Annotated in this window: 21 protein-coding genes; 17 read left to right on the top strand and 4 right to left on the bottom strand. The window is 59.5% G+C overall.

Annotated elements, in window-relative coordinates:
* Positions 1–65 precede the first annotated feature (65 nt).
* Together AB4N91_RS05915 and AB4N91_RS05910 are read left to right on the top strand one after the other, a co-directional pair.
* The gene (locus AB4N91_RS05915; RefSeq protein ID WP_460112179.1) at positions 66–851 is read left to right on the top strand and encodes an outer membrane protein OmpK; all 786 of its coding nucleotides are present in this window, start codon (positions 66–68) and stop codon (positions 849–851) included.
* A 376-nt stretch (positions 852–1,227) separates the two neighbouring features.
* Positions 1,228–2,013: an outer membrane protein OmpK gene (locus tag AB4N91_RS05910; protein ID WP_010456690.1), complete on the top strand. Its 786-nt coding sequence runs from the start codon at positions 1,228–1,230 to the stop codon at positions 2,011–2,013.
* 116 nt (positions 2,014–2,129) lie between these two features.
* On the opposite strand, the gene AB4N91_RS05905 is transcribed toward AB4N91_RS05910, so the two are convergent.
* Both AB4N91_RS05905 and AB4N91_RS05900 read right to left on the bottom strand, forming a co-directional pair.
* Positions 2,130–3,302, bottom strand: coding sequence for a patatin-like phospholipase family protein (locus tag AB4N91_RS05905; RefSeq protein ID WP_077748165.1), 1,173 nt, complete (start codon positions 3,300–3,302; stop codon positions 2,130–2,132).
* 28 nt (positions 3,303–3,330) lie between these two features.
* Positions 3,331–4,263: a lipid A biosynthesis lauroyl acyltransferase gene (locus tag AB4N91_RS05900; protein WP_010456694.1), complete on the bottom strand. Its 933-nt coding sequence runs from the start codon at positions 4,261–4,263 to the stop codon at positions 3,331–3,333.
* Between the two features lie 118 nt (positions 4,264–4,381).
* On the opposite strand from AB4N91_RS05900, the gene minC reads away from it, so the two are divergent.
* The 8 genes from minC (at position 4,382) to AB4N91_RS05860 (ending at position 12,392) form a co-directional block, all read left to right on the top strand.
* On the top strand, positions 4,382–5,119 hold the full coding sequence (gene minC / locus AB4N91_RS05895) for a septum site-determining protein MinC (RefSeq protein WP_010456696.1): 738 nt from the start codon (positions 4,382–4,384) through the stop codon (positions 5,117–5,119).
* 191 nt (positions 5,120–5,310) lie between these two features.
* A complete protein-coding gene (minD, locus tag AB4N91_RS05890; RefSeq protein WP_010456697.1) occupies positions 5,311–6,123 on the top strand; it encodes a septum site-determining protein MinD in 813 nt (270 codons plus the stop codon).
* Complete coding sequence (minE, locus tag AB4N91_RS05885) at positions 6,123–6,377, top strand: cell division topological specificity factor MinE (RefSeq protein ID WP_007898843.1); 255 nt, start codon at positions 6,123–6,125, stop codon at positions 6,375–6,377. The genes minD and minE overlap by 1 nt, the downstream gene beginning before the upstream one ends.
* Before the next feature lie 179 nt (positions 6,378–6,556).
* Positions 6,557–7,192, top strand: coding sequence for an RluA family pseudouridine synthase (locus AB4N91_RS05880; RefSeq protein WP_460112178.1), 636 nt, complete (start codon positions 6,557–6,559; stop codon positions 7,190–7,192).
* A gap of 47 nt (positions 7,193–7,239) precedes the next feature.
* Entirely contained in the window at positions 7,240–8,346 is a 1,107-nt protein-coding gene (locus tag AB4N91_RS05875; RefSeq protein WP_460112177.1) for a hypothetical protein, read from the top strand.
* A 76-nt stretch (positions 8,347–8,422) separates the two neighbouring features.
* Positions 8,423–9,712, top strand: coding sequence for a M18 family aminopeptidase (locus AB4N91_RS05870; RefSeq protein ID WP_460112176.1), 1,290 nt, complete (start codon positions 8,423–8,425; stop codon positions 9,710–9,712).
* Between the two features lie 257 nt (positions 9,713–9,969).
* Positions 9,970–10,146: a hypothetical protein gene (locus AB4N91_RS05865; RefSeq protein ID WP_008031437.1), complete on the top strand. Its 177-nt coding sequence runs from the start codon at positions 9,970–9,972 to the stop codon at positions 10,144–10,146.
* 77 nt (positions 10,147–10,223) lie between these two features.
* Positions 10,224–12,392, top strand: a complete 2,169-nt coding sequence (locus AB4N91_RS05860) for a mechanosensitive ion channel family protein (RefSeq protein WP_083376033.1) — start codon at positions 10,224–10,226, stop codon at positions 12,390–12,392.
* 112 nt (positions 12,393–12,504) lie between these two features.
* Here AB4N91_RS05860 and AB4N91_RS05855 read toward each other — a convergent pair whose 3' ends face one another.
* Positions 12,505–13,218, bottom strand: a complete 714-nt coding sequence (locus tag AB4N91_RS05855; protein ID WP_010456716.1) for a UTRA domain-containing protein — start codon at positions 13,216–13,218, stop codon at positions 12,505–12,507.
* Positions 13,219–13,567: 349 nt separating this feature from the next.
* Between AB4N91_RS05855 and AB4N91_RS05850 the strand changes: the two genes are divergently transcribed.
* From AB4N91_RS05850 to AB4N91_RS05825, 6 genes are all read left to right on the top strand, one after another.
* A complete protein-coding gene (locus tag AB4N91_RS05850; protein WP_077748162.1) occupies positions 13,568–14,632 on the top strand; it encodes an ABC transporter substrate-binding protein in 1,065 nt (354 codons plus the stop codon).
* Positions 14,633–14,820: 188 nt separating this feature from the next.
* On the top strand, positions 14,821–15,627 hold the full coding sequence (locus AB4N91_RS05845) for an alkaline phosphatase family protein (protein ID WP_077748161.1): 807 nt from the start codon (positions 14,821–14,823) through the stop codon (positions 15,625–15,627).
* Positions 15,628–15,632: 5 nt separating this feature from the next.
* Positions 15,633–16,469 (top strand): ABC transporter permease, encoded by an 837-nt coding sequence (locus AB4N91_RS05840; RefSeq protein WP_154501365.1) that lies wholly within the window; start codon positions 15,633–15,635, stop codon positions 16,467–16,469.
* A complete protein-coding gene (locus tag AB4N91_RS05835) occupies positions 16,456–17,256 on the top strand; it encodes an ABC transporter permease (RefSeq protein ID WP_010456724.1) in 801 nt (266 codons plus the stop codon). Before AB4N91_RS05840 ends, AB4N91_RS05835 begins: the two co-directional genes overlap by 14 nt.
* A complete protein-coding gene (locus tag AB4N91_RS05830; protein ID WP_010456726.1) occupies positions 17,253–18,242 on the top strand; it encodes an ABC transporter ATP-binding protein in 990 nt (329 codons plus the stop codon). Before AB4N91_RS05835 ends, AB4N91_RS05830 begins: the two co-directional genes overlap by 4 nt.
* 115 nt (positions 18,243–18,357) lie before the next feature.
* Positions 18,358–19,011 (top strand): HAD family hydrolase, encoded by a 654-nt coding sequence (locus tag AB4N91_RS05825; protein ID WP_102595823.1) that lies wholly within the window; start codon positions 18,358–18,360, stop codon positions 19,009–19,011.
* Positions 19,012–19,065: 54 nt separating this feature from the next.
* On the opposite strand, the gene AB4N91_RS05820 is transcribed toward AB4N91_RS05825, so the two are convergent.
* Complete coding sequence (locus AB4N91_RS05820) at positions 19,066–20,028, bottom strand: zinc-binding dehydrogenase (protein WP_077748159.1); 963 nt, start codon at positions 20,026–20,028, stop codon at positions 19,066–19,068.
* Positions 20,029–20,168: 140 nt separating this feature from the next.
* Between AB4N91_RS05820 and AB4N91_RS05815 the strand changes: the two genes are divergently transcribed.
* Positions 20,169–22,250 (top strand): carboxy terminal-processing peptidase, encoded by a 2,082-nt coding sequence (locus AB4N91_RS05815; protein ID WP_010456732.1) that lies wholly within the window; start codon positions 20,169–20,171, stop codon positions 22,248–22,250.
* Positions 22,251–22,343 lie beyond the last annotated feature (93 nt).

The following is a 22,343-nucleotide window of genomic DNA, read 5'->3' as shown; positions in this document are numbered from 1 at the left end:
GCCAACTCCTAAAAGGTCGGGGACTGCCTGCGCCTTGCAAAAATAAAAACAAGAGGGAGCAACAGATGATTCGGACACAGAAAAACCTGCTGTTGGGCAGTGGCCTTCTGGCCGCAAGCCAGGCCATGGCTGGCGATTTACTGCTGTGGCAGACCAACAGTCTGAGCTATTTGTACGGCAAGGATTTTGCGGTCAACCCGTCGATCCAGCAGACGATAACCTTTGAGCATGCCGACCGCTGGAAGTACGGCGACAACTTTCTGTTCGTCGACAGCACTTACTACAACGGCGAGAAAGACCGGAACAAAGGCGTTCACGCCTATTACGGCGAGTTCAGCCCGCGCCTCTCCTTCGGCAAAATCCTCGACCGCCGTTTCGAGTTCGGCCCGATCAAGGACGTGTTGCTGGCCATGACCTACGAGAATGGCGAAGACGACACCGAGGCCTACCTGATCGGCCCCGGTTTCGACCTCGCGGTTCCCGGCTTCAACTTTTTCACCTTGAACTTCTACTATCGCCAGACCGAAGGCTCGCGCCCTGGCGACGATGTCTGGCAGATCACGCCGGCCTGGTCCTACTCCCTGCCATTGGGCAACTCGAACCTGTTGATCGACGGCTACATCGACTGGGTCGTGGATAACGACCAGAACTCACAGGGCACCTACCACGCCAACTTGCACGTCAACCCGCAGATCAAGTACGACCTGGGCAAGGCCCTGGGCTGGCGGGAGAAACAGGTGTACGTCGGCGTCGAGTACAGCTATTGGAAAGACAAGTACGGCATCGAAAACAACGGCAACTTCGACACCAATGAAAACACCACCAGCCTGCTGGTGAAGGTGCACTTTTAAGATGGCCCGCAACCGTGCTCCAAACCTGTCGTCGGTGCGCTGTTGCGGGGCACTTGAGACCTGGCCAAGGAGTCAGTATTCTCCGCGGCCGCCTGAATCCGCTTTAAAAAAAAGCCCGGATTTAATTCCTGACCAGAAAGCCAACTTATCCCGGCTCTGCACGGTTCCAAGGCACTCCAAAACCCCTCTCAATCGACTGCTCTTGAGCAGCCGAGCGGGAGTTTTTTGGCTTTTCGAACGCCTTGGCTCAGCTCTTGCTATCAGCACTGAAGCTGACCGACTGGATGATTTTTTACCGCTACAGAAAAAGGCGCCACACCAGAGCGTCGACCTTAGAAAAATAACGTGGAACCACCTACTTTTTGGGAGCAACCGAATGAAACGTACGTGCACCAGCCTGATGCTCGCGGGATCGTTACTGGCCGGGGGCCAGGCCATGGCCGGCGACTTGCTGCAATGGCAGGACAACAGCCTGACTTATCTGTATGGCAAGGACTTCCAGGTCAACCCGCGCATTCAGCAGACGGTGACCTTCGAACACGCCGACGGCTGGAAATATGGCGACAACTTCTTCTTCATCGACAAGATCTTCTACAACGGCAAGGAAGACGCCTTCGCCGGTGAGAACACCTACTACGGCGAATTCAGCCCGCGTCTGTCGTTCAACAAGATCTTCGACCAGAAGCTTACGTTTGGCCCGGTCAAAGACGTGCTGCTGGCCATGACTTACGAGTTCGGGGAAAACGATACCGAGTCCTACCTGATCGGTCCCGGTTTCGACCTGGCGATCCCTGGGTTCGACTACTTCCAGCTGAACTTCTACAACCGCCATACCGAAGGCGACCGTCCGGGTGACAACATCTGGCAGGTCACCCCGGTCTGGTCCTACACCATTCCGGTCGGCGACTCGAACATCCTGATCGATGGCTTCATGGACTGGGTGGTCGACAACGACGTCAACAAAAAAGGCGAATATCACGCCAACCTGCACTTCAATCCGCAGGTCAAATACGACCTGGGCAAGGCACTGAACCTGGGCGAAAAGCAGTTGTACGTCGGCGTCGAGTATGACTACTGGAAAAACAAGTACGGCATCGAAGACAGCCAGGGTTTCAAGACTGATCAGAGCGTGACCAGTTTCCTGGTCAAGGTTCACTTCTGATCCGACGGCGTCTCTAAGGACGCCATCGCTAGCAGGCTAGCTCCCACAGTTGATCTTCGTCGCGCTGAAGATCCCCTGTGGGAGCTAGCCTGCTAGCGATAGCAACACCGCCGATCTCAGGCCGTAACCACAGGCTCCGACAACCCCAGAAACCGGCACAACTCCCCGCGCTTGGCCAACGCATCCCGCCGCCCCAGATCAATCAGCTCGCTGCAATACCCCGCCTCGAACAGCAGATAACTCAACACCCCCGCCCCGCTCGTCTTGGTCGCCCCCGGCCCGCGCAGAAACAGGCGCAACGCCGCTGGCAATTCCTGCCGATGCCGCGCGGCAATTTCATCGATCGGCTGACTCGGCGAAATCACCAACACGTCCACTGGCGCCACGCCCAACGCGCGCATCGGCGTGCCGTCGGGCAGCAAGTGACTGAACTGATTCAGACGCTGCAGCAACTCGATGTCACTTTCCAGACTGTCAATGAACGTGCTGTTGAGCATGTGCCCGCCGATCTGCGCGAGGGTCGGCTGCTGACCGGTGTAGGCGCGTTGCAGCGGTTGCTCCGGGTCGACCCCGCGCGGGTTGCCGCTGACGCCCACCACCAGCACGCGGCTGGCGCCCAGGTGCAGGGCCGGGCTGATCGGTGCCGATTGGCGCACCGCGCCATCGCCGAAATACTCTTCGCCGATTTTTACCGGTGCGAACAACAAGGGAATCGCTGAACTGGCCAGCAAGTGATCGACGGTCAATTGCGTGGGCACGCCGATCCGCCGATGGCGCAACCATGCATCGATGGTGCCGCCCCCCTGATAGAACGTGACGGCCTGCCCGGACTCATAACCGAATGCCGTGACCGCCACCGCCTGCAACTGCTTCTGGGCAATGGCCTCAGCGATGCCGTTCATGTGCAATTTGTCGTTGAGCAACCCGCGCAGCGGCGAACTGTTGAGCAAGGCCACCGGAACCTGAGCGCCGATGCCGAGCAAACTGTGGCTGACGAAGCGGCTGGCCTGATGGATCACGCCCGGCCAGTCGCTGCGCAGCACCAAGTGACTGCGAAAACCCTGCCAGAACGCAGTCAGGCGCTCGATCGCGCCACGAAAGTCCATCGCCCCGCTGGCCAGGCTCACTGCATTGATCGCCCCGGCCGAGGTACCGACAATCACCGGAAACGGATTCGCCGCGCCCACTGGCAGCAACTCCGCAATCGCCGCCAGCACGCCCACCTGATACGCCGCCCGAGCCCCGCCGCCGGAAAGAATCAACCCTGTAACCGGTTCAGCAGGACTCATCGCAACACTCCATGGTGCAAAAAAGGGATCAGCCGCGTTTCTTGTACAGCTTCGGCTCGCCCGGTGGACGGCTCTTGAAGCGCCGATGGGCCCAGAGGTATTGCTCGGGGCACTCACGCAGAGCGCCTTCGACCCACTGATTGATGCGCAGGCAATCGGCCTCTTCGGTCTCGCCAGGGAAACCTTCGAGCGGTGGGTGGATCATCAACCGATAGCCGCTGCCGTCCGCCAGACGCTCCTGGGTGAACGGAACCACCAGCGCCTTGCCCAGCCGGGCGAATTTGCTGGTGGCCGTGACCGTCGCGGCCTGAATCCCGAACAGCGGCACAAAGATGCTCTGCTTGGCGCCGTAGTCCTGATCCGGTGCGTACCAGATCGCCCGACCGGCCCGCAGCAATTTGAGCATGCCGCGCACGTCGTCGCGCTCCACGGCCAGCGAATCGAGATTGTGCCGCTCGCGGCCCCGGCGCTGGATGTAGTCGAACAAAGGATTCTTGTGTTCGCGGTACATGCCGTCGATGGTGTGCTGCTGCCCCAACAGCGCCGCGCCGATTTCCAGCGTGGTGAAATGCACCGCCATCAGGATCACGCCCTTGCCTTCGCGCTGGGCCTTTTTCAGGTGCTCCAGGCCTTCGACATGGGCCAGCTTCGCCAGACGCTGACGCGACCACCACCAGCTCATGGCCATTTCAAAGAAAGCGATGCCGGTGGAGGCGAAGTTTTCCTTGAGCAGGCGCTTGCGCTCGTCGGCGGACTTTTCAGGGAAACACAGTTCCAGATTGCGTTTGGCAATGCGCCGTCGGTCGCCGGCCAGCCGATACATCAAGGCGCCCAACAAGCGACCGATGAACAGCAGCGCCGGATATGGCAACTGAACAATCAGCCACAACAGCCCCAAGCCACACCACAGTGGCCAGAAACGCGGCATAAGAAATGTTTTTCGAAAACGCGGGCGATCCATTAAAGGTTCCGGAAAGACAATGGCCGCGCATTCTACATCGTTCGACCCGGCTTGCGGCTTGCGGGCGTTCTCGTTATAAGTCTCGGCACTTTTAGTGACAAGCCGTTGTATGCCGACCATGAGCCAAACCGAACCGCAAGACCAGGATCCCGTGTTCCAGTTGAAGGGCAGCATGCTCGCCATTACGGTGCTGGAACTGGCCCGCAACGACCTCGAGAACCTTGATCGGCAACTGGCCGCCAAGGTCGCCCAGGCGCCTAATTTCTTCAGCAATGCGCCGCTGGTGCTGGCCCTGGACAAACTCCCGGCCAGCGAAGGCGCGGTCGATCTGCCGGGCCTGATGCGCGTGTGCCGCCAGCATGGCCTGCGCACCCTGGCGATCCGTGCCAGCCGCATCGAAGACATCGCCGCCGCCATCGCGGTGGATTTGCCGGTGCTGCCGCCATCCGGCGCCCGTGAGCGTCCCCTCGACCCGCTCGAAGGCCAGGTGAAGAAAAAGCCGGAAAAGCCGCCAGAGCCGACCATCAAACCGACGAAAATCATCACGTCGCCAGTACGTGGTGGCCAGCAGATTTATGCCCAGGGCTGCGACCTGGTGGTGATCTCCTCGGTCAGCCCGGGTGCGGAACTTCTCGCCGATGGGAACATCCATGTATACGGTCCGATGCGCGGTCGCGTGCTGGCCGGGGTCAAAGGCGACACGAAAGCCAGGATTTTCTGTCAGCAGATGAGCGCTGAACTGGTCTCCATCGCCGGCCACTACAAGGTTTCCGAGGATTTGCGCCGTGACCCTTTGTGGGGCGCGGGCGTGCAAGTCAGCCTGTCAGGCGACGTGTTGAACATCATTCGGCTTTAACGGATACTGCCGCATTTTCCAAGCATCTCTAAAACGTAGCGAAAACGGCTCAAACGAAGTAGGAAAAAGGCCAAACGCAGTGTTTATCGCTGTTCTGGACCGGATTCCAGCCAAGGCTGTCCGACTGCAGTAGTTTTTCAAGAGATGTTTTTCAGGGGCTAAAAGTCCTTTTTCCTTAGGGGTGAAACACCTTGGCCAAGATTCTAGTGGTTACATCCGGCAAGGGTGGTGTGGGTAAGACCACCACCAGCGCCGCTATCGGTACCGGCCTCGCACTGCGCGGCCACAAAACAGTGATCGTCGACTTCGACGTCGGTTTGCGTAACCTCGACCTGATCATGGGTTGCGAGCGCCGTGTGGTGTATGACTTCGTCAACGTTGTGAACGGCGAAGCCAACCTGCAACAAGCCCTGATCAAAGACAAACGCCTGGAAAACCTCTACGTCCTGGCCGCCAGTCAGACCCGCGACAAAGACGCGCTGACCGTGGAAGGCGTAGAAAAAGTCCTGATGGCGTTGAAAGAAGACTTCGAATACGTGGTCTGCGACTCCCCGGCCGGCATCGAGAAAGGCGCCCACCTGGCCATGTACTTCGCTGATGAAGCGATTATCGTGACCAACCCGGAAGTGTCCTCGGTACGTGACTCGGATCGCATGCTGGGCCTGTTGGCCAGCAAATCCCGTCGCGCCGAAAACGGCGAAGACCCGATCAAGGAACACTTGCTGCTGACCCGCTACAACCCGCAGCGCGTCAGCGATGGCGAAATGCTGGGCGTTGAAGACGTCAAGGAAATCCTGGCGGTTGCCCTGCTGGGTGTCATCCCGGAATCCCAAGCGGTACTCAAGGCTTCCAACTCGGGCGTGCCCGTGATTCTCGACGACCAGAGCGACGCCGGTCAGGCATACAGCGATGCAGTCGATCGTCTGCTGGGCAAGGAAAAGCCGCATCGATTTATCGATATCACGAAGAAGGGCTTCTTCGAGCGCCTGTTTGGAGGTAGATAATGAATCTTTTTGACTTCTTTCGTGCCAGCAAAAAGGTCAGCACCGCGTCGGTAGCGAAAGAGCGTCTACAGATCATCGTGGCGCATGAACGCGGCCAACGCAGTACACCGGACTACTTGCCAGCCTTGCAGAAGGAACTGGTGGAAGTAATCCGCAAGTACGTCAATATCGGGTCCGACGACGTGCATGTCGCGCTGGAAAACCAGGGCAGCTGCTCGATCCTGGAACTCAATATCACCCTGCCGGATCGCTAGTCGGTCCAGCGGGAGCCACGGCGGCTCAGGCCCTTACGCTTTTGTAGGAGCGAAACTTGCTCGCGAAGCAGGCAACTCGGTGTATCTGATAGACCGAGATGATGTGTTCGCGAGCAAGCTTCGCTCCTACGGATGCGGGGGCCTGAGTCGCCGTTGGCGTTTGTTACGAGGCTGTTTTAATGCCGTTGTCCAACATCCGCATCATCCATGAGGACGCCGCCGTACTGGTGGTGGATAAACCGACCCTGCTGCTCTCTGTCCCTGGCCGGGCCGATGACAACAAGGACTGCCTGATCACCCGCCTGCAAGAAAACGGCTACCCGGAAGCGCGAATCGTCCATCGCCTGGACTGGGAAACGTCCGGCATCATCCTGTTGGCCCGTGACCCGGACACTCATCGCGAGTTGTCTCGGCAATTTCACGACCGCGAAACCGAAAAAGCCTACACCGCCCTGTGCTGGGGACAACCGGAACTGGACAGCGGCAGCATCGACCTGCCCTTGCGCTACGATCCGCCGACCAAGCCACGCCACGTGGTGGACCACGAGTTCGGCAAACACGCCCTGACCTTCTGGCGAGTGCTGGAACGTTGTGGCGACTGGTGCCGCGTCGAACTGACGCCGATCACCGGCCGTTCCCACCAGCTACGCGTACACATGCTTTCCATCGGCCACCCGCTGCTGGGTGACGGGCTCTACGCCCACGAACAGGCCCTGGCCGCCTGGCCGCGCCTGTGCCTGCACGCCAGCATGCTCAGCTTCACCCATCCTCAGACCGGCGAACGCTTGCGTTTCGAATGCCCGGCACCGTTTTAAGCACTGCCTGACACGCAGTCGCCCGTTTTGAAAGGATCCCCATCCGGATGCGTTTTACCGATTCCCTGGCAACACCCGTCAAGAAAACCCGACACCAACTGCTCTACCTGATCTACGGCAACCAGGACGTTTACCGGCGTGAAGCCAAGTTCAGTATCTTGACCGCGCTGTCCCACGCGAAGAACGGCAAGCTCCCGAGCATCCGAATCCTCACGGATCGTCCTCAGGACTACGCCGGCTGGCCGGTCGAAACGGTCATGCTGACCCAGGAAACCCTGACCCTGTGGCAAGGCGAAAACGGCTATCACCATCGTCGCAAGGCCTGCGCGATTGCCGCCGGCCTGCAGCATGCTGAAAAAACCCTGTTCGTCGACACCGACACGCTGTTCACCAGCGACCCGAACCTGATCTTCAACCAGATTCAGCCGCAGCACTACTTGATGGATCGCTTCGAGTACGACTGGCAGGACGTGTGTGAACGTCCCGACTATGTGAAGCTCGGCGGTTGCCTGCAGGCTCACGGCGTCAGCGCGGACAATGGTTTCAAGCTGTACAACAGCGGATTGTGCGGCGTGACCGACCGCGACAGCGCCCTGTTCGAAGAGTCGATCACGCTCATCGACGAATGGACCCGGGACGGCTTCGACATCCACACCATCGAGCAGATCGCCCTGTCGTTCGCCATGCGCGACAAACCGGTTCATGAAGCGAAAAAATACATCTATCACTACTTAGCGGAAAAACGCTTTTTCCATGCGATGCAAGCGTATTTCTTTTCTCAGCATGGCGAGCGGTTCAGCCAGGAGCTGGTCGAACTGTGCCAGGACGTGCCGCGGGTCAAACCCTTCCCATCGGCCTGGCAGCGCCTGAAAATCAAATGGAAGCTGCGTAACCAGAGTGGCGCCCTGCGCAAAGTCGGCCGCGATCTGCTTTACGGCAGCGCGGCACCCGATCATCCGTACTACACGGCCTGCCGCCACGAATGGTGGGAATGTGCCTCGCGGGAGATCCTTCGCTGGGACAAGGCTCAACAGAAAAAGCTGCTGGAGACTCATCAGAACGCCTGGCCCCCGCAATTGCCCAAGCCAGAAAAGCCCGAAGATGAGCGGATTATCATGAAGTACCTGAAAAAGCGGGTAGAGGCTGCCAGCTGACGTGACCGGTTCACGTCATGCCCAAAGGCCTCGGCCAATACGTTAAACTCCCGCCCACTGCTGTCTGGAGCTTCTTATGCGCGAAGAGTTGAACCAAGGCCTGATCGACTTCCTCAAGGCCTCCCCTACCCCGTTCCATGCCACTGCCAGCCTCGTTCAGCGTCTGGAAGCGGCGGGTTTTGTGCGCCTTGACGAGCGCGAGCCCTGGACCACTGAAGCCAACGGTCGTTACTACGTCACCCGCAATGACTCGTCGATCGTCGCGATCAAGATGGGACGGCATTCGCCGCTGCATGGCGGCATTCGCCTGGTCGGCGCCCACACCGACAGCCCGTGCCTGCGGGTCAAACCCCAGCCGGAATTGCAGCGCCAGGGTTTCTGGCAACTGGGCGTCGAAGTCTACGGCGGTGCGCTGCTGGCGCCGTGGTTTGACCGCGACTTGTCCCTGGCCGGCCGCGTGACGTTCCGCCGCGACGGCAAGGTCGAGAGCCAACTGATCGACTTCAAGGCGCCGATCGCCACCATCCCGAACCTGGCGATCCACCTCAATCGTGAAGCCAATATGGGTTGGGCCATCAACGCCCAGACCGAACTGCCCCCGATCCTCGCGCAATTTGCCGGTGACGAGCGTGTGGACTTCCGCGCCGTGCTCACCAATCAGCTGGCGCTGGAACATGGCCTGAATGCCGACGTGGTGCTCGACTACGAGCTGAGCTTCTACGACACTCAGAGCGCCGCCATTATCGGTTTGCATGGCGACTTCATCGCGGGCGCGCGCCTGGACAACTTGCTGTCGTGCTATGCCGGCCTGCAAGCCTTGCTGACTGCGGAAACCGACGAAACCTGCGTGCTGGTGTGCAACGACCACGAAGAAGTCGGTTCCTGCTCGGCGTGCGGGGCCGATGGTCCGATGCTCGAGCAAACCTTGCGTCGCCTGCTGCCTGAAGGTGACGAATTCGTGCGCACCATTCAGAAATCCTTGCTGGTCTCGGCCGACAATGCCCACGGCGTGCACCCCAACTATTCGGAAAAGCACGACGCCAACCACGGCCCGAAACTCAACGCCGGCCCGGTGATCAAGGTCAACAGCAACCAGCGCTACGCCACCAACAGCGAAACCGCCGGGTTCTTCCGCCATCTGTGCATGGCCGAAGAGGTGCCGGTGCAAAGCTTCGTGGTACGCAGCGACATGGGCTGCGGCTCGACTATCGGCCCGATCACCGCCAGCCACCTGGGCGTGCGCACCGTGGACATCGGCCTGCCGACGTTCGCCATGCACTCGATCCGTGAACTGTGCGGCAGCCACGACTTGGCCCACTTGGTCAAAGTGCTGAGCGCGTTCTACGCCTGCCAGGAATTGCCGTAATTTCGCGCCAATGAATGGCCGGAATGCTATCTGTGGCGAGGGAGCTTGCTCCCGCTCGACTGCGCAGCAGTCGCAACCCCCGGTGAATGCGTGCTGTCTGAAAGATCGCGATAGCTGGGTTTGGGGTTGCTTCGCAACCCAGCGGGAGCAAGCTGCCTCGCCACAATGATCGCGCCGCATTCATGATTGATCTCTGACCACCGGTCGCCCAAAAGCCACCTAGACTCAAGCTATCCCCTTCGACAAGGCAGTCACCCATGATCTCGATGTCTTCATTCCATGCCATGCTGATCCCCATTCTCGCCGGGATGATCTTGCTGGCAATCGGCTTCAACTTCCGCGACAAAAACGCCGGCGTGTTCGCCATGTGGATCGGCATGCTGACGATCCTCGCCACCGTGGTGTTCAAGATCCTCGCCAAACTCAACGAATAAATCCTGTCCCTGGCTCGCATTGATTTTGACGGGCTCGTACACTCGGCCGATCCGTCCCCCCCGAGGTTGACCGCCTAGTGTTCGCTCGTCTTTTCGCCCTGCCGTGTTTCCTCCTTGTCTGCCTGATGACGCTGCTGCCGATGGCGCCTGCCCAGGCGGTCGGTTTGCCGGGCTTGCTCAACAGTTCGGCAAAGGCCCAGCCAGAAGCGCAAGAACCGCTGGGCCAATCACTGGACGAAGTCATCAAGTCGCTGGAGAACGATCAGCAGCGGAGCAAACTGCTGGCGGACCTGAAAAAGCTGCGCGACGTCACCAAAAAAGCTCAGCCGGCCGCCGAAGAAGGCGTGCTCGGCCTGATCGGCGGCACACTGGCCACCTTCGAAAAACAGTTTTCCGGTGCCGACAGCCCGCTCACGCGCTGGTCCGAAGAATTTGACCTGGCCAAAGACGAACTGACCGCGCTGATGCTGCCGGCCAACGAGTGGCTGCCGATCATCTTTGCCTTCGCCATGATTCTGATGGTCTGGAGCCTGCTGGCCGCTGCGCTGATCTGGGTCAGTCACCGGGTGCGCATGCGCTTCGGCCTCACCGAAGAACTGCCGCAACACCCCAAGGCCCTGGACATGTTGCGCTTCGCCCTGCGCAAACTCGGGCCGTGGCTGATTGCCTTGGTCATCACGGTCTACATGAGCTATGCCCTGCCCTCATCCTTGGGCAAAAGCCTGGCCATGGTGCTGGCCTACGCGCTGGTGGTCGGCACCTGTTTTTCGGCGATCTGCGTGATCGCGTTTTCCTTGCTCGACGGCCCGCATCGTCATCGGGCCTTGTACATCCTGCGCCATCAAGCCTTTCGACCGTTGTGGCTGATCGGCAGTTTCGCCGCATTCGGTGAAGCACTGAGCGATCCGCGCCTGGTCGCCAGCCTGGGCAGTCACCTGGCCCACTCCGCCGCCACCGTCGCCAACGTCCTGGCGGCGCTGTCCACCGGGCTGTTCATCCTGCGTTTCCGCCGCCCCATCGCCCACCTGATCCGCAACCAGCCGTTGTCCCGACGTCTGACGCGCCGCGCGCTCAGCGACACCATCGAGATTCTCGGCACCTTCTGGTACGTGCCCGCGCTGGTGCTGGTGGGCATCTCGCTGTTCGCCACCTTCGTCTCGGCGGGCGACACCAGCACCGCATTGCGCCAGGCGCTGATCTGCACCGTGCTGCTGGTGTTGTGCATGGTCATCAACGGCCTGGTTCGTCGTCATTCGCTTAAACCGCAAAAGGGTGTGAAGCGTCATGCGCTGTATTCAGAGCGCCTGAAAAGTTTCTTCTACACCCTCGCCCATCTCGTGGTCTGGCTGGTGTTCATCGAACTGGGCCTGCGAGTCTGGGGCATGTCGCTGATTGCCTTCACCGAAGGCGAAGGCCATGAAGTCAGCGTCAAACTGTTCAGCCTCGCCGGTACGCTGATTTTTGCCTGGCTGATCTGGATCCTCAGCGACACCGCGGTGCACCACGCCCTCACCCGCTCGCGCAAAGGCCTGGCCAACGCCCGCGCGCAGACAATGATGCCGCTGATCCGCAACGTGCTGTTCGTGGCGATTTTCATCATTGCGCTGATCGTCGCGCTGGCGAACATGGGCATGAACGTCACGCCACTGCTGGCCGGTGCCGGCGTGATCGGCCTGGCCATCGGTTTCGGTGCGCAATCGCTGGTCGCGGATTTGATCACCGGCCTGTTCATCATCATCGAAGATTCCCTGGCTATCGATGACTACGTGGATGTCGGCGGCCACCTCGGCACTGTCGAAGGCCTGACCATCCGCACCGTTCGCCTGCGGGACATCGACGGCATCGTCCATACCATTCCGTTCAGCGAAATCAAAAGCATCAAGAACTACTCCCGGGAATTCGGCTACGCGATCTTCCGGGTGGCGGTGCCCGCCAGCATGGACATCGACGAGGCGATCAAACTGATGCGCGAAGTCGGCCAGAAAATGCGCACCGACCCGCTGCAACGGCGCAATATCTGGTCGCCACTGGAGATCCAGGGTGTCGAAAGTTTCGAGTCGGGCAACGCGATTCTTCGGGCGCGGTTCAAGACTGCACCGATCAAGCAGTGGGAAGTTTCACGGGCGTTCAATCTGTCGCTGAAGCGGCATCTGGATGAGGCCGGGATGGACCTGGCGATGCCGCGAATGAGTGTGCAGGTGCTGACGGCCGGTGGTGGGCCGCAGAAGGATGTATCTGCTACTTGATTGATAGGGTGGCTGTGAGGACGCCATCGCGAGCAGGCTCACTCCTACATTTGAAATGCATTCCAATGTAGGAGTGAGCCTGCTCGCGATGGGAGCGACGCGGTCTCCCTGGCTAAACCACATCCACCCCGACATGAATCGCATCATGGCGCCAAAACTCCAGGTCGCAATCGATCAACCGCTCGTGCTGATCGTAGTTGACCCGAGCAATCCGCAACCCCGGGCTCCCCACCGACACCCGTAACGCTGCCGCCGCATCCACCGACAACGCCGTCGGCACGATCTCGAAACGCACCCGACCGTAGTGCAAGTCGTAATGCCTGGCGTACAACTCGGTGATCGACTGATTCAGATCGAAATCCAGAATCCCCGGAAAGTACTGCGGATTCAGGTAGTGCTCCACATAGAGCACCAGCCGCTCATCAATGCGCCGCGCCCGGCAGATCTGAATCACACTGGACAGCGCCGGCAACTGCAACCACGCACACACCGCCGCCGACGCCGGTTGCAACCGCGCCGAAATCACCTCGGTGGACGGCACCCGCCCCTGCGCACTGACCATCGCGTGGAAGTGACTGCGCTGCATCAAGTTGTAAGCCAGACGCGGTGGCGACACGAACCAGCCACGGCGTTCCTCCCGATAAATCTGCCCTTGGGCTTCCAGTTGCAACAAGGCTTCACGCACCGTGATACGCGTGGTGCCGAACAACTCACTGAGCTTGCGCTCGGCCGGCAGTTTGCTCCCGGGCGCCAACAGGCCATGGTCGAGCTGTTCTTGCAGAACCTGCCCGATGGCTGTCACCGCTTTGGTTGTCTCGATGCGCATCAACGTTACCTATCTGGACTAGACCAGCACTGTTTCGGGGCAGAACCGTGATTCAAACTGGCTCCATCAACTCCCTGCAAGCCTAGGCACTGCTTGTGACTGGCAGATGACAAAGCCGCCGAACGGTTGCGCCAGACACCTGCAAATTCACGGCCAAGTCCTTTCGTATCAGCCCTTTAGCCATGGTCTACGCTTACTCGCAAGCCTGAGCATCACCGCTCGAAAAATGTAGGCCGACCGATCGTCGACATCAAAATGTCATCAGCGGCGCCTAAATTGGCTCAGGTATTGCTGACCTAGACCAACACAACCGCAATCGCAGCGTTGAAAACGCCCAAAGGAGCTTCGGATGAAAAAGCTTTTCCTGGCATCACTGTTAGGCTCGACCATTGCCATGTGCAGCGCCGCCATGGCCGCTGATGATATGAAAACCCTGGAAGCCGCTGCGAAAGCGGAAGGTGCGGTCAATAGCGTCGGCATGCCCGATGACTGGGCCAACTGGAAAGGCACCTGGGCAGACCTGGCCACGAAATACGGCTTGAAACACATCGACACCGACATGAGCTCGGCGCAGGAAATCGCCAAGTTCGCCGCCGAGAAGGACAACGCCAGTGCCGACATCGGCGACGTCGGCGCAGCCTTCGGCCCGATCGCGGTCAAACAAGGCGTGGTGCAACCCTACAAGCCAAGCACCTGGGACCAGATCCCGGACTGGGCCAAGGACAAGGACGGCAACTGGGCACTGGCGTACACCGGCACCATCGCGTTCATCATCAACAAGAAGCTGCTGCACGGTTCCGAAGCTCCGACCAAGTGGGCGGATCTGAAAACCGGTAAATACAAGGTGTCGATCGGTGACGTGAGCACCGCCGCCCAGGCCGCCAACGGTGTACTGGCCGCCGCACTGGCCAACGGTGGCGACGAAAAGAACCTGCAGCCAGCGTTGTTGCTGTTCGCAGATATCGCCAAGCAGGGCCGCCTGTCCATGGCCAACCCGACCATCGCCACGATGGAAAAGGGTGAAATCGAAGTCGGCGTGGTCTGGGATTTCAACGGCCTGAGCTACAAGGCCAAGATGGCGAACCCCGATGACTACGTGGTGCTGATCCCTTCCGACGGTTCGGTGATTTCCGGCTACACCACCATCATCAACAAATACGCGAAGAACCCGAACGCCGCCAAGCTGACCCGCGAATACATCTTCAGCGATGCCGGTCAGATCAACCTGGCGAAAGGTAATGCCCGTCCAATCCGCGCCGAGCACATCAAGCTGCCGGCTGACGTCCAGGCCAAGCTGCTGCCAAACGAGCAGTACAAAAAGGTCACGCCGATCAAAGACGCGGATGCGTGGGAAAAGACTTCCAAGGCTTTGCCGCAGAAGTGGAACGAAGAAGTCCTTGTTGAAATGAAATAACCCTGTAGCCCGACTTCTGTCGGGCTGATGGAGATCCAAATGCAGGAGCGAGCCTGCTCGCGAAAAGCGGACTGACATTCAACACCTGTGTTGACTGACTCAACGCCTTCGCGAGCAGGCTCGCTCCCACAATGGACCGTGGTGAATTCAAGTTTTATGAATGTCTGTTTCGCGGAGTTTTTGCCCCTATGAAGCACAACGTCATCCTTGTCGTGCTCGACGGCCTCAACTATGAAGTCGCGCGCCACGCCTTGGGGCACCTGCAGGCTTACGTCGGCGCAGGACGCGCGGCACTCTACAAACTGGAGTGCGAACTGCCGGCCCTGTCCCGACCGCTTTACGAATGCATCCTCACCGGCGTCCCGCCCATCGAGAGCGGCATCGTCCACAACAACGTCGCGCGCCTGTCCAACCAGCGCAGCATTTATCACTACGCCACGGATGCCGGCCTGACTACCGCCGCCGCGGCCTATCACTGGGTCAGCGAGTTGTATAACCGCTCGCCGTTCGAGGCCGCCCGGGATCGTCACACCGACAACCCCGACCTGCCGATCCAGCACGGTCACTTCTACTGGAACGATCACTACCCGGATTCGCACCTGTTCGCCGACGCTGAAAACCTGCGTCTGCGCCACGCGCCCAACTTTTTGTTGATCCACCCCATGAACATCGACGACGCCGGGCACAAGCACGGCCTCGACACCCCGCAATACCGCAACAGTGCCCGCTCGGTGGACATTATCCTGGCCGACTACCTGCAAACCTGGCTCGACGCCGGCTACCAAGTGCTGGTGACCGCCGACCACGGCATGAACAACGACCGCTCGCACAACGGCCTGCTGGCGGAAGAACGGGAAGTACCGCTGTTTGTCCTGGGCGATGCCTTCAGCTTCAACGCCAGCGCCGCGCCCAAACAGACTGACATCTGCGGCACGGTCTGCGAACTGCTGGGCGTGGCCCACGACAAACCTGTCTGCCGGGAGCTGCTCAAGTGAATGCCATGACCCGTGGTAAATGGCTGGCAGCGTTGTGCCTGGTGCCTTTCGCTCTGTTTTTTATCGTGTTCGAGATCGCGCCGCTGGTCTGGGTAATGATCAACAGCCTGCAATCGGAAGAGTTCGGCTGGGGCCTGGCCAACTTCACCAAGATCTTCAATTCGAAGTTCTATCTGCAAGCGATCCAGTACAGCCTCGAGATCAGTTTCTGGTCCAGCGTATTCGGGATCATCATCGCGGTGCTCGGCGCCTATTCCCTGCGCCGGGTCGACTCGAAACTGCGTAACTTCGTGAATGCTTTCGCCAACATGACCAGCAACTTCGCCGGCGTGCCCCTGGCCTTTGCCTTCATCATTTTGCTGGGGTTCAACGGCAGCTTCACCATCATGCTCAAGCAGGCCGGGATCATTCAGGACTTCAACCTGTATTCGAAAACCGGGCTGATCATTCTCTACACCTACTTCCAGATTCCATTGGGCGTGCTGCTGCTTTATCCGGCGTTCGATGCCTTGCGCGAAGACTGGCGTGAGTCCGCCGAACTGCTCGGCGCCAACGGCTGGCAGTTCTGGCGCCACATCGGTTTGCCGGTGCTGACCCCTGCGCTGCTCGGCACTTTCGTGATTTTGCTGGCCAACGCGCTTGGCGCCTACGCCACGGTTTACGCGCTGACCACCGGCAACTTCAACGTACTGCCGATCCGCATCGCGGCGATGGTGTCCGGCGACATTTCCCTGGATCCGAACCTGGCCAGCGCCCTGGCCGTGGTACTCGTGGCGTTGATGACCCTGGTGACCATCGTGCATCAGCTGCTGTTGAAGAGGAGCTACCATGTCTCGCGCTGAACTGGGCCCCGCCGGCGTCTATCACCGGGTGGTGGTGTACGTGCTGTTTGCCATTCTGTTGTTGCCGCTGGCCGGGACGTTGATCTACTCGATCGCCAGCAGCTGGTCGGCGACCATTCTGCCGAGCGGCTTTACCTTCAAGTGGTACATCCAGCTGTGGAGCGATCCGCGCTTTCTGCATGCCTTCGGGCAGTCGCTGCTCGTCTGCGTCGGCGCGTTGATTCTGTCGGTGGTGCTGATTCTGCCGCTGCTGTTCGTGGTGCATTACCACTTCCCCAAACTCGATGCGCTGATGAACATCCTGATCCTGCTGCCCTTCGCAGTGCCGCCGGTGGTGTCCTCGGTGGGGCTGTTGCAGCTCTACGGTTCCGGGCCATTTGCGATGGTCGGTACGCCGTGGATTCTGATCGGCTGCTACTTCACCATCGCGCTGCCGTTCATGTACCGGGCGATCACCAACAACCTGCAAGCGATCAACCTGCGCGACCTGATGGACGCCGCACAACTGCTCGGCGCCAGCACCTGGCAAGCCGCGTTCCTGGTGGTGCTGCCGAACCTGCGCAAGGGGTTGATGGTGGCATTGCTGCTGTCGTTCTCGTTCCTGTTCGGTGAATTCGTGTTCGCCAACATCCTGGTCGGCACCCGCTACGAAACCTTGCAGGTCTACCTCAACAACATGCGTAACAGCAGCGGCCACTTCACCAGTGCGCTGGTGATTTCCTACTTCTTCTTTGTGCTGGTTCTGACCTGGGCGGCCAATATCTTGAACAAGGACAAAAGCGAATGAGCTATGTCAGCGTCCAACATCTTCAAAAAAATTACGCGGGCACCACCGTCTTCAGCGACATCAACTGCGAAATCCAGAAAGGTGAGTTCGTCACCCTCCTCGGCCCGTCCGGTTGCGGCAAGTCCACGCTGTTGCGTTGCATCGCCGGCCTGACGTCGGTGGATGGCGGCAAGATTCTGCTGGAGGGCGTCGATCTGGTTCCGATGAGCCCACAGAAACGCGGGATTGGCATGGTGTTCCAGAGTTATGCACTGTTCCCCAACATGACCGTGGAGCAGAACATCGCCTTCGGTCTGCGCATGCAAAAGGTCAACGCCGACGACAGCCAGAAGCGTGTCGCCGAAGTGCTGAAACTGGTGGAGCTCAATGACTTCGCCGCGCGCTACCCGCATCAATTGTCGGGCGGCCAGTGCCAGCGCGTGGCCCTCGCCCGCTCATTGGTTACCCGTCCGCGGCTGTTGTTGCTGGACGAACCACTGTCGGCCCTCGATGCGCGGATTCGCAAGCACCTGCGCGAACAGATCCGTCAGATCCAGCGTGAACTCGGTCTGACCACGATCTTCGTCACACACGATCAGGAAGAAGCCCTGACCATGTCTGACCGGATTTTCCTGATGAATCAGGGAAAGATCGTACAGAGCGGCGACGCCGAAACCCTCTACACCGCGCCCGTGGATGTGTTTGCCGCCGGTTTCATCGGCAACTACAACCTGCTGGACGCCGACAGCGCCTCGAAACTGCTGCAACGGCCGATCAACCACCGCATCGCGATTCGCCCGGAAGCCATCGAGCTGAGCCTCAATGGCGAGCTGGATGCGCAAGTACGCAGCCACAGTTTGCTGGGCAACGTGATTCGCTATCGGGTCGAAGCCCGGGGCGTGGAATTGGTGGTGGATGTGCTGAACCGCTCGGCGGCCGATCTGCACCCCGATGGTCAGCGCCTGGCACTTTCCATCGATCCGACTGCCCTGTGTGAAGTAGCTTGAAAACAGCTGCAAGCTGCAAGCTGCGAGCGACAAGTTGTAAACTGCTCACCACCTCAATCACTTCTTGCGGCTTGAAATTTGCCGCTTGAAGCTGTTCTCGGAGAGAACCGCACTAATGGCCTTGGCAATTTTTGATCTGGACGAAACCCTGATCCACGGCGACTGCGCCACCCTCTGGAGCGCGCAAATGGGCCGCCTGGGCTGGGTCGATCCCGAGTCGTTCATGCGTCAGAACAACGAACTGATGGACGCTTACAGCCACGGCAAACTGCGCATGGAGGAGTACATGACCTTCAGCCTGGAGCCGATGATCGGGCGCACACCGGAAGAGGTCGAGCATCTGGTCGGGCCTTGGGTGGAAGACTTCATCGAGCCGATCATCTTCAGTGACGCCACTAAAGCCATCGCCGCCCATCGCAAGGCCGGTGACCGGATTCTGGTGATCTCGGCCTCGGGCACGCACTTGGTCAAGCCGATTGCCGACCGTCTGGGCATCGACGAGATTCTCGGCATCGAACTGGAAGTGACGCATGGCGTTTATAGCGGTCAGACCGTCGGCACCCTGACCTACCGCGAAGGCAAGATCGTCCGGTTGCTGGAGTGGCTGGATGCGGAAGAGGAGAATCTGGAAGGTGCGAGTTTCTATTCCGACTCGCGTAACGATTTACCGCTGCTGTTGAAGGTGGATTTCCCACACGTGGTGAACCCGGATCCGGTGTTGCTTGAGCACGCCGAAAAAGCCGGCTGGCCAATCCATATCTGGAAGTAACCGATATCCCTGTAGGAGCGCCGCCCGCTCGCTCCTACAGGTTCAGTGTGTCCTTCAGGTCAGGCTTGGGTCGATTATCAGGACCAGCTTCCCCGCCACCTTATTACTCGCCAACTCCGCAAACGCCGCTTCGGCGTCCTTGATCGGGTAGGTCTTCGCCAACTGGGGACTCAACCGCCCTTCAGCAAACAACGGCCACACATGCTGGCTCAAATCACTGAACAAATCCGCCTTGAACTGCTCATCACGACTGCGCAACGTCGAGCCCAGCAGTTGCACGCGCTTGGCCAGAACCTGCGCCAGATCCAGGTTCGCATCACGACCGCCCATCAAGCCGATCAGCACCCAGCGACCATCCAGAGCCAGCATTTTCAGGTTCAGCGCGGCGTAGTTGCCGCCGACCGGATCGAGAATCACATCGAACGGTCCCAGGTCGCGCAAGCTGTCCAGGTCGCCCGTGCGCACCACACCCCCCTGCGCACCCAGCGCTTCGCAATAAGCCAGACGCTCGGCGGAACCGACGCTGACCCAGCACGGGTTGCCAAAGGCCTTGCATAGCTGAATGGCCGCTGAACCGATTCCACTTGCTCCGGCGTGCAGAAGAACTTTCTCACCCGGTTTGAGCGCAGCGAGTTGAAACAAATTCAGCCAGACGGTCGCGTACACCTCCGGCAACGCCGCCGCCTCGGCCAGGGACAAACCTTCGGGGACCGGCAGCACATGCCGTCCGTCGACAACTACCTCTTCGGCCATCCCGCCCCCGGCCAGCAAGGCGCAGACCCGATCGCCGACCTGCCAGGACGAGCCCGGGCCGACTTCGCTGATCACCCCCGAACACTCAAGACCCAGTACCTGACTGGCTCCCGGCGGTGGCGGATAAAGCCCTGCTTTCTGTAACAAATCGGCGCGATTGAGGCCCGCTGCCGCCACTCGAATCCGAACTTGTCCTACATCGCATGTAGGACTGGGCTCTTCAACCCACTCCACTTGACCTTCCACGCCTTGCAATGCTTTCACCGTGCCTCCATAGTGAGTCTGGACTGAGCCCGTAGCTGTAGCGCCGGGCTTTCTTGCATTATGTGACCGGCCCTTTGTGGAACCGGCGACTTCAAAGACGGCCTAATATGCGTGATCAATTGTCTCCGCGTCGAATCAGCATGAAGCATTTTTTCCCCAGCACCGCCCTAGCCCTATTCATTGGTATCGGCCTGTTGCCGATGTCGAGCAATACATTCGCAGCCAATAGCTGGGACAAGCTTCAGCCTGATCGTGACGAAGTGATCGCCAGCCTGAACGTCGTCGAACTGCTCAAGCGCCATCACTACAGCAAGCCGCCGCTCGATGACGCGCGCTCCGTGATCATCTATGACAGCTACCTCAAGCTGCTGGATCCGTCGCGCAGCTACTTCATGGCCAGCGACATTGCCGAATTCGACAAGTGGAAGACCCAGTTCGACGACTTCCTGAAAAGCGGCGATCTCAACGCCGGGTTCACCATCTACAAGCGCTACCTGGACCGCGTCAAAGCGCGTCTGGACTTTGCCCTTGCCGAGCTGAACAAGGGCGTCGACAAAATCGACTTCAATACCAAGGAAACCTTGCTGATCGATCGCAAGGACGCCCCTTGGCTCAAGTCCACCGCAGAACTCGACGACCTGTGGCGCAAACGCGTCAAGGACGAAGTCTTGCGGCAGAAGATCGCGGGCAAGGATTCCAAGCAGATTCAGGAAACCTTGACCAAGCGCTACAAAAACCAGTTGGCGCGCCTGGACCAGACCCGTGCGGAAGATATCTTCCAGGCGTACATCAACACCTTCGCCATGTCCTACGACCCGCACACCAACTATCTGTCGCCGGATAACGCGGAAAACTTCGACATCAACATGAGCCTGTCCCTCGAGGGCATCGGCGCCGTGTTGCAGAGCGATAACGACCAGGTGAAAGTCGTGCGCCTGGTGCCTGCCGGCCCGGCCGACAAGACCAAACAGGTTGCACCGGCCGACAAGATCATCGGCGTTGCCCAAGGCAACAAAGAGATGGTCGACGTGGTCGGCTGGCGCCTGGACGAAGTGGTCAAGCTGATCCGTGGTCCGAAAGGCACCGTGGTGCGCCTGGAAGTGATTCCGGCCAGCAATGCGCCAAACGACCAGACCAGCAAGATCGTGCCGATCACCCGCGAAGCGGTGAAGCTTGAAGACCAGGCAGTGAAGAAGTCGGTGCTCAACCTGAAACAGGATGGCAAGGACTACAAGCTCGGCGTCATCGAGATCCCGGCCTTCTACCTCGACTTCAAGGCGTTCCGTGCCGGCGATCCCGATTACAAGAGCACCACTCGCGACGTCAAGAAACTGCTGACCGAGCTGCAGAAAGAGAAAGTCGACGGCGTGGTCATCGACTTGCGCAACAACGGCGGCGGCTCTCTGCAGGAAGCCACCGAGCTGACCAGTCTGTTCATCGACAAAGGTCCGACCGTGCTGGTGCGTAATGCCGACGGCCGTGTCGATGTGCTGGAAGATGAAAACCCGGGCGCATTCTACAAAGGCCCGATGGCGTTGCTGGTCAACCGCTTGTCCGCCTCGGCTTCGGAGATTTTTGCCGGCGCCATGCAGGACTACCACCGTGCACTGATTATCGGTGGCCAGACCTTCGGTAAAGGCACCGTGCAGACCATTCAGCCGTTGAACCATGGCGAGCTGAAACTGACCCTGGCCAAGTTCTACCGGGTTTCCGGCCAGAGCACCCAGCATCAGGGCGTACTGCCGGACATCGATTACCCGTCGATCATCGACACCAAGGAAATCGGCGAAAGCGCCCTGCCGGAAGCCATGCCGTGGGACACCATCCGCGCGGCCATCAAGCCGGCGGCCGACCCTTTCAAACCGTACATCACGCAGCTCAAATCCGAGCATGACGTGCGCACGGCCAAAGACGCCGAATTCGTGTTCATTCGCGACAAGCTGGCCTTGGCCCAGAAGCTGATGACGGAGAAAACCGTCAGCCTCAATGAAGCCGATCGCCGTGCGCAACACGCCGATATCGAAGCCAAGCAACTGGTGATGGAAAACATCCGTCGCAAGGCCAAGGGCGAAGAGCCGCTCAAGGAGCTGAAGAAAGAAGACGAAGACGCCATCGCGGCCGAGCCGGACAAGACCAAGCCAGAAGACGATGCCTACTTGAGCGAGACCGGGCGGATTCTGTTGGACTACCTGAAACTGAACACCGCGGTCGCCAAGCACTAAAATGATGGCAATTTAATGCTGACGCTCCCCGGAGCGTCATCAAACAGTCATCATTCTGTCGTGAAATAAAGGACTGGGAGCTCATGGCTCCCA

This window comes from Pseudomonas sp. H3_D04 (assembly GCF_054669175.1).
This window is presented reverse-complemented; position numbering and strand designations above follow the sequence as displayed.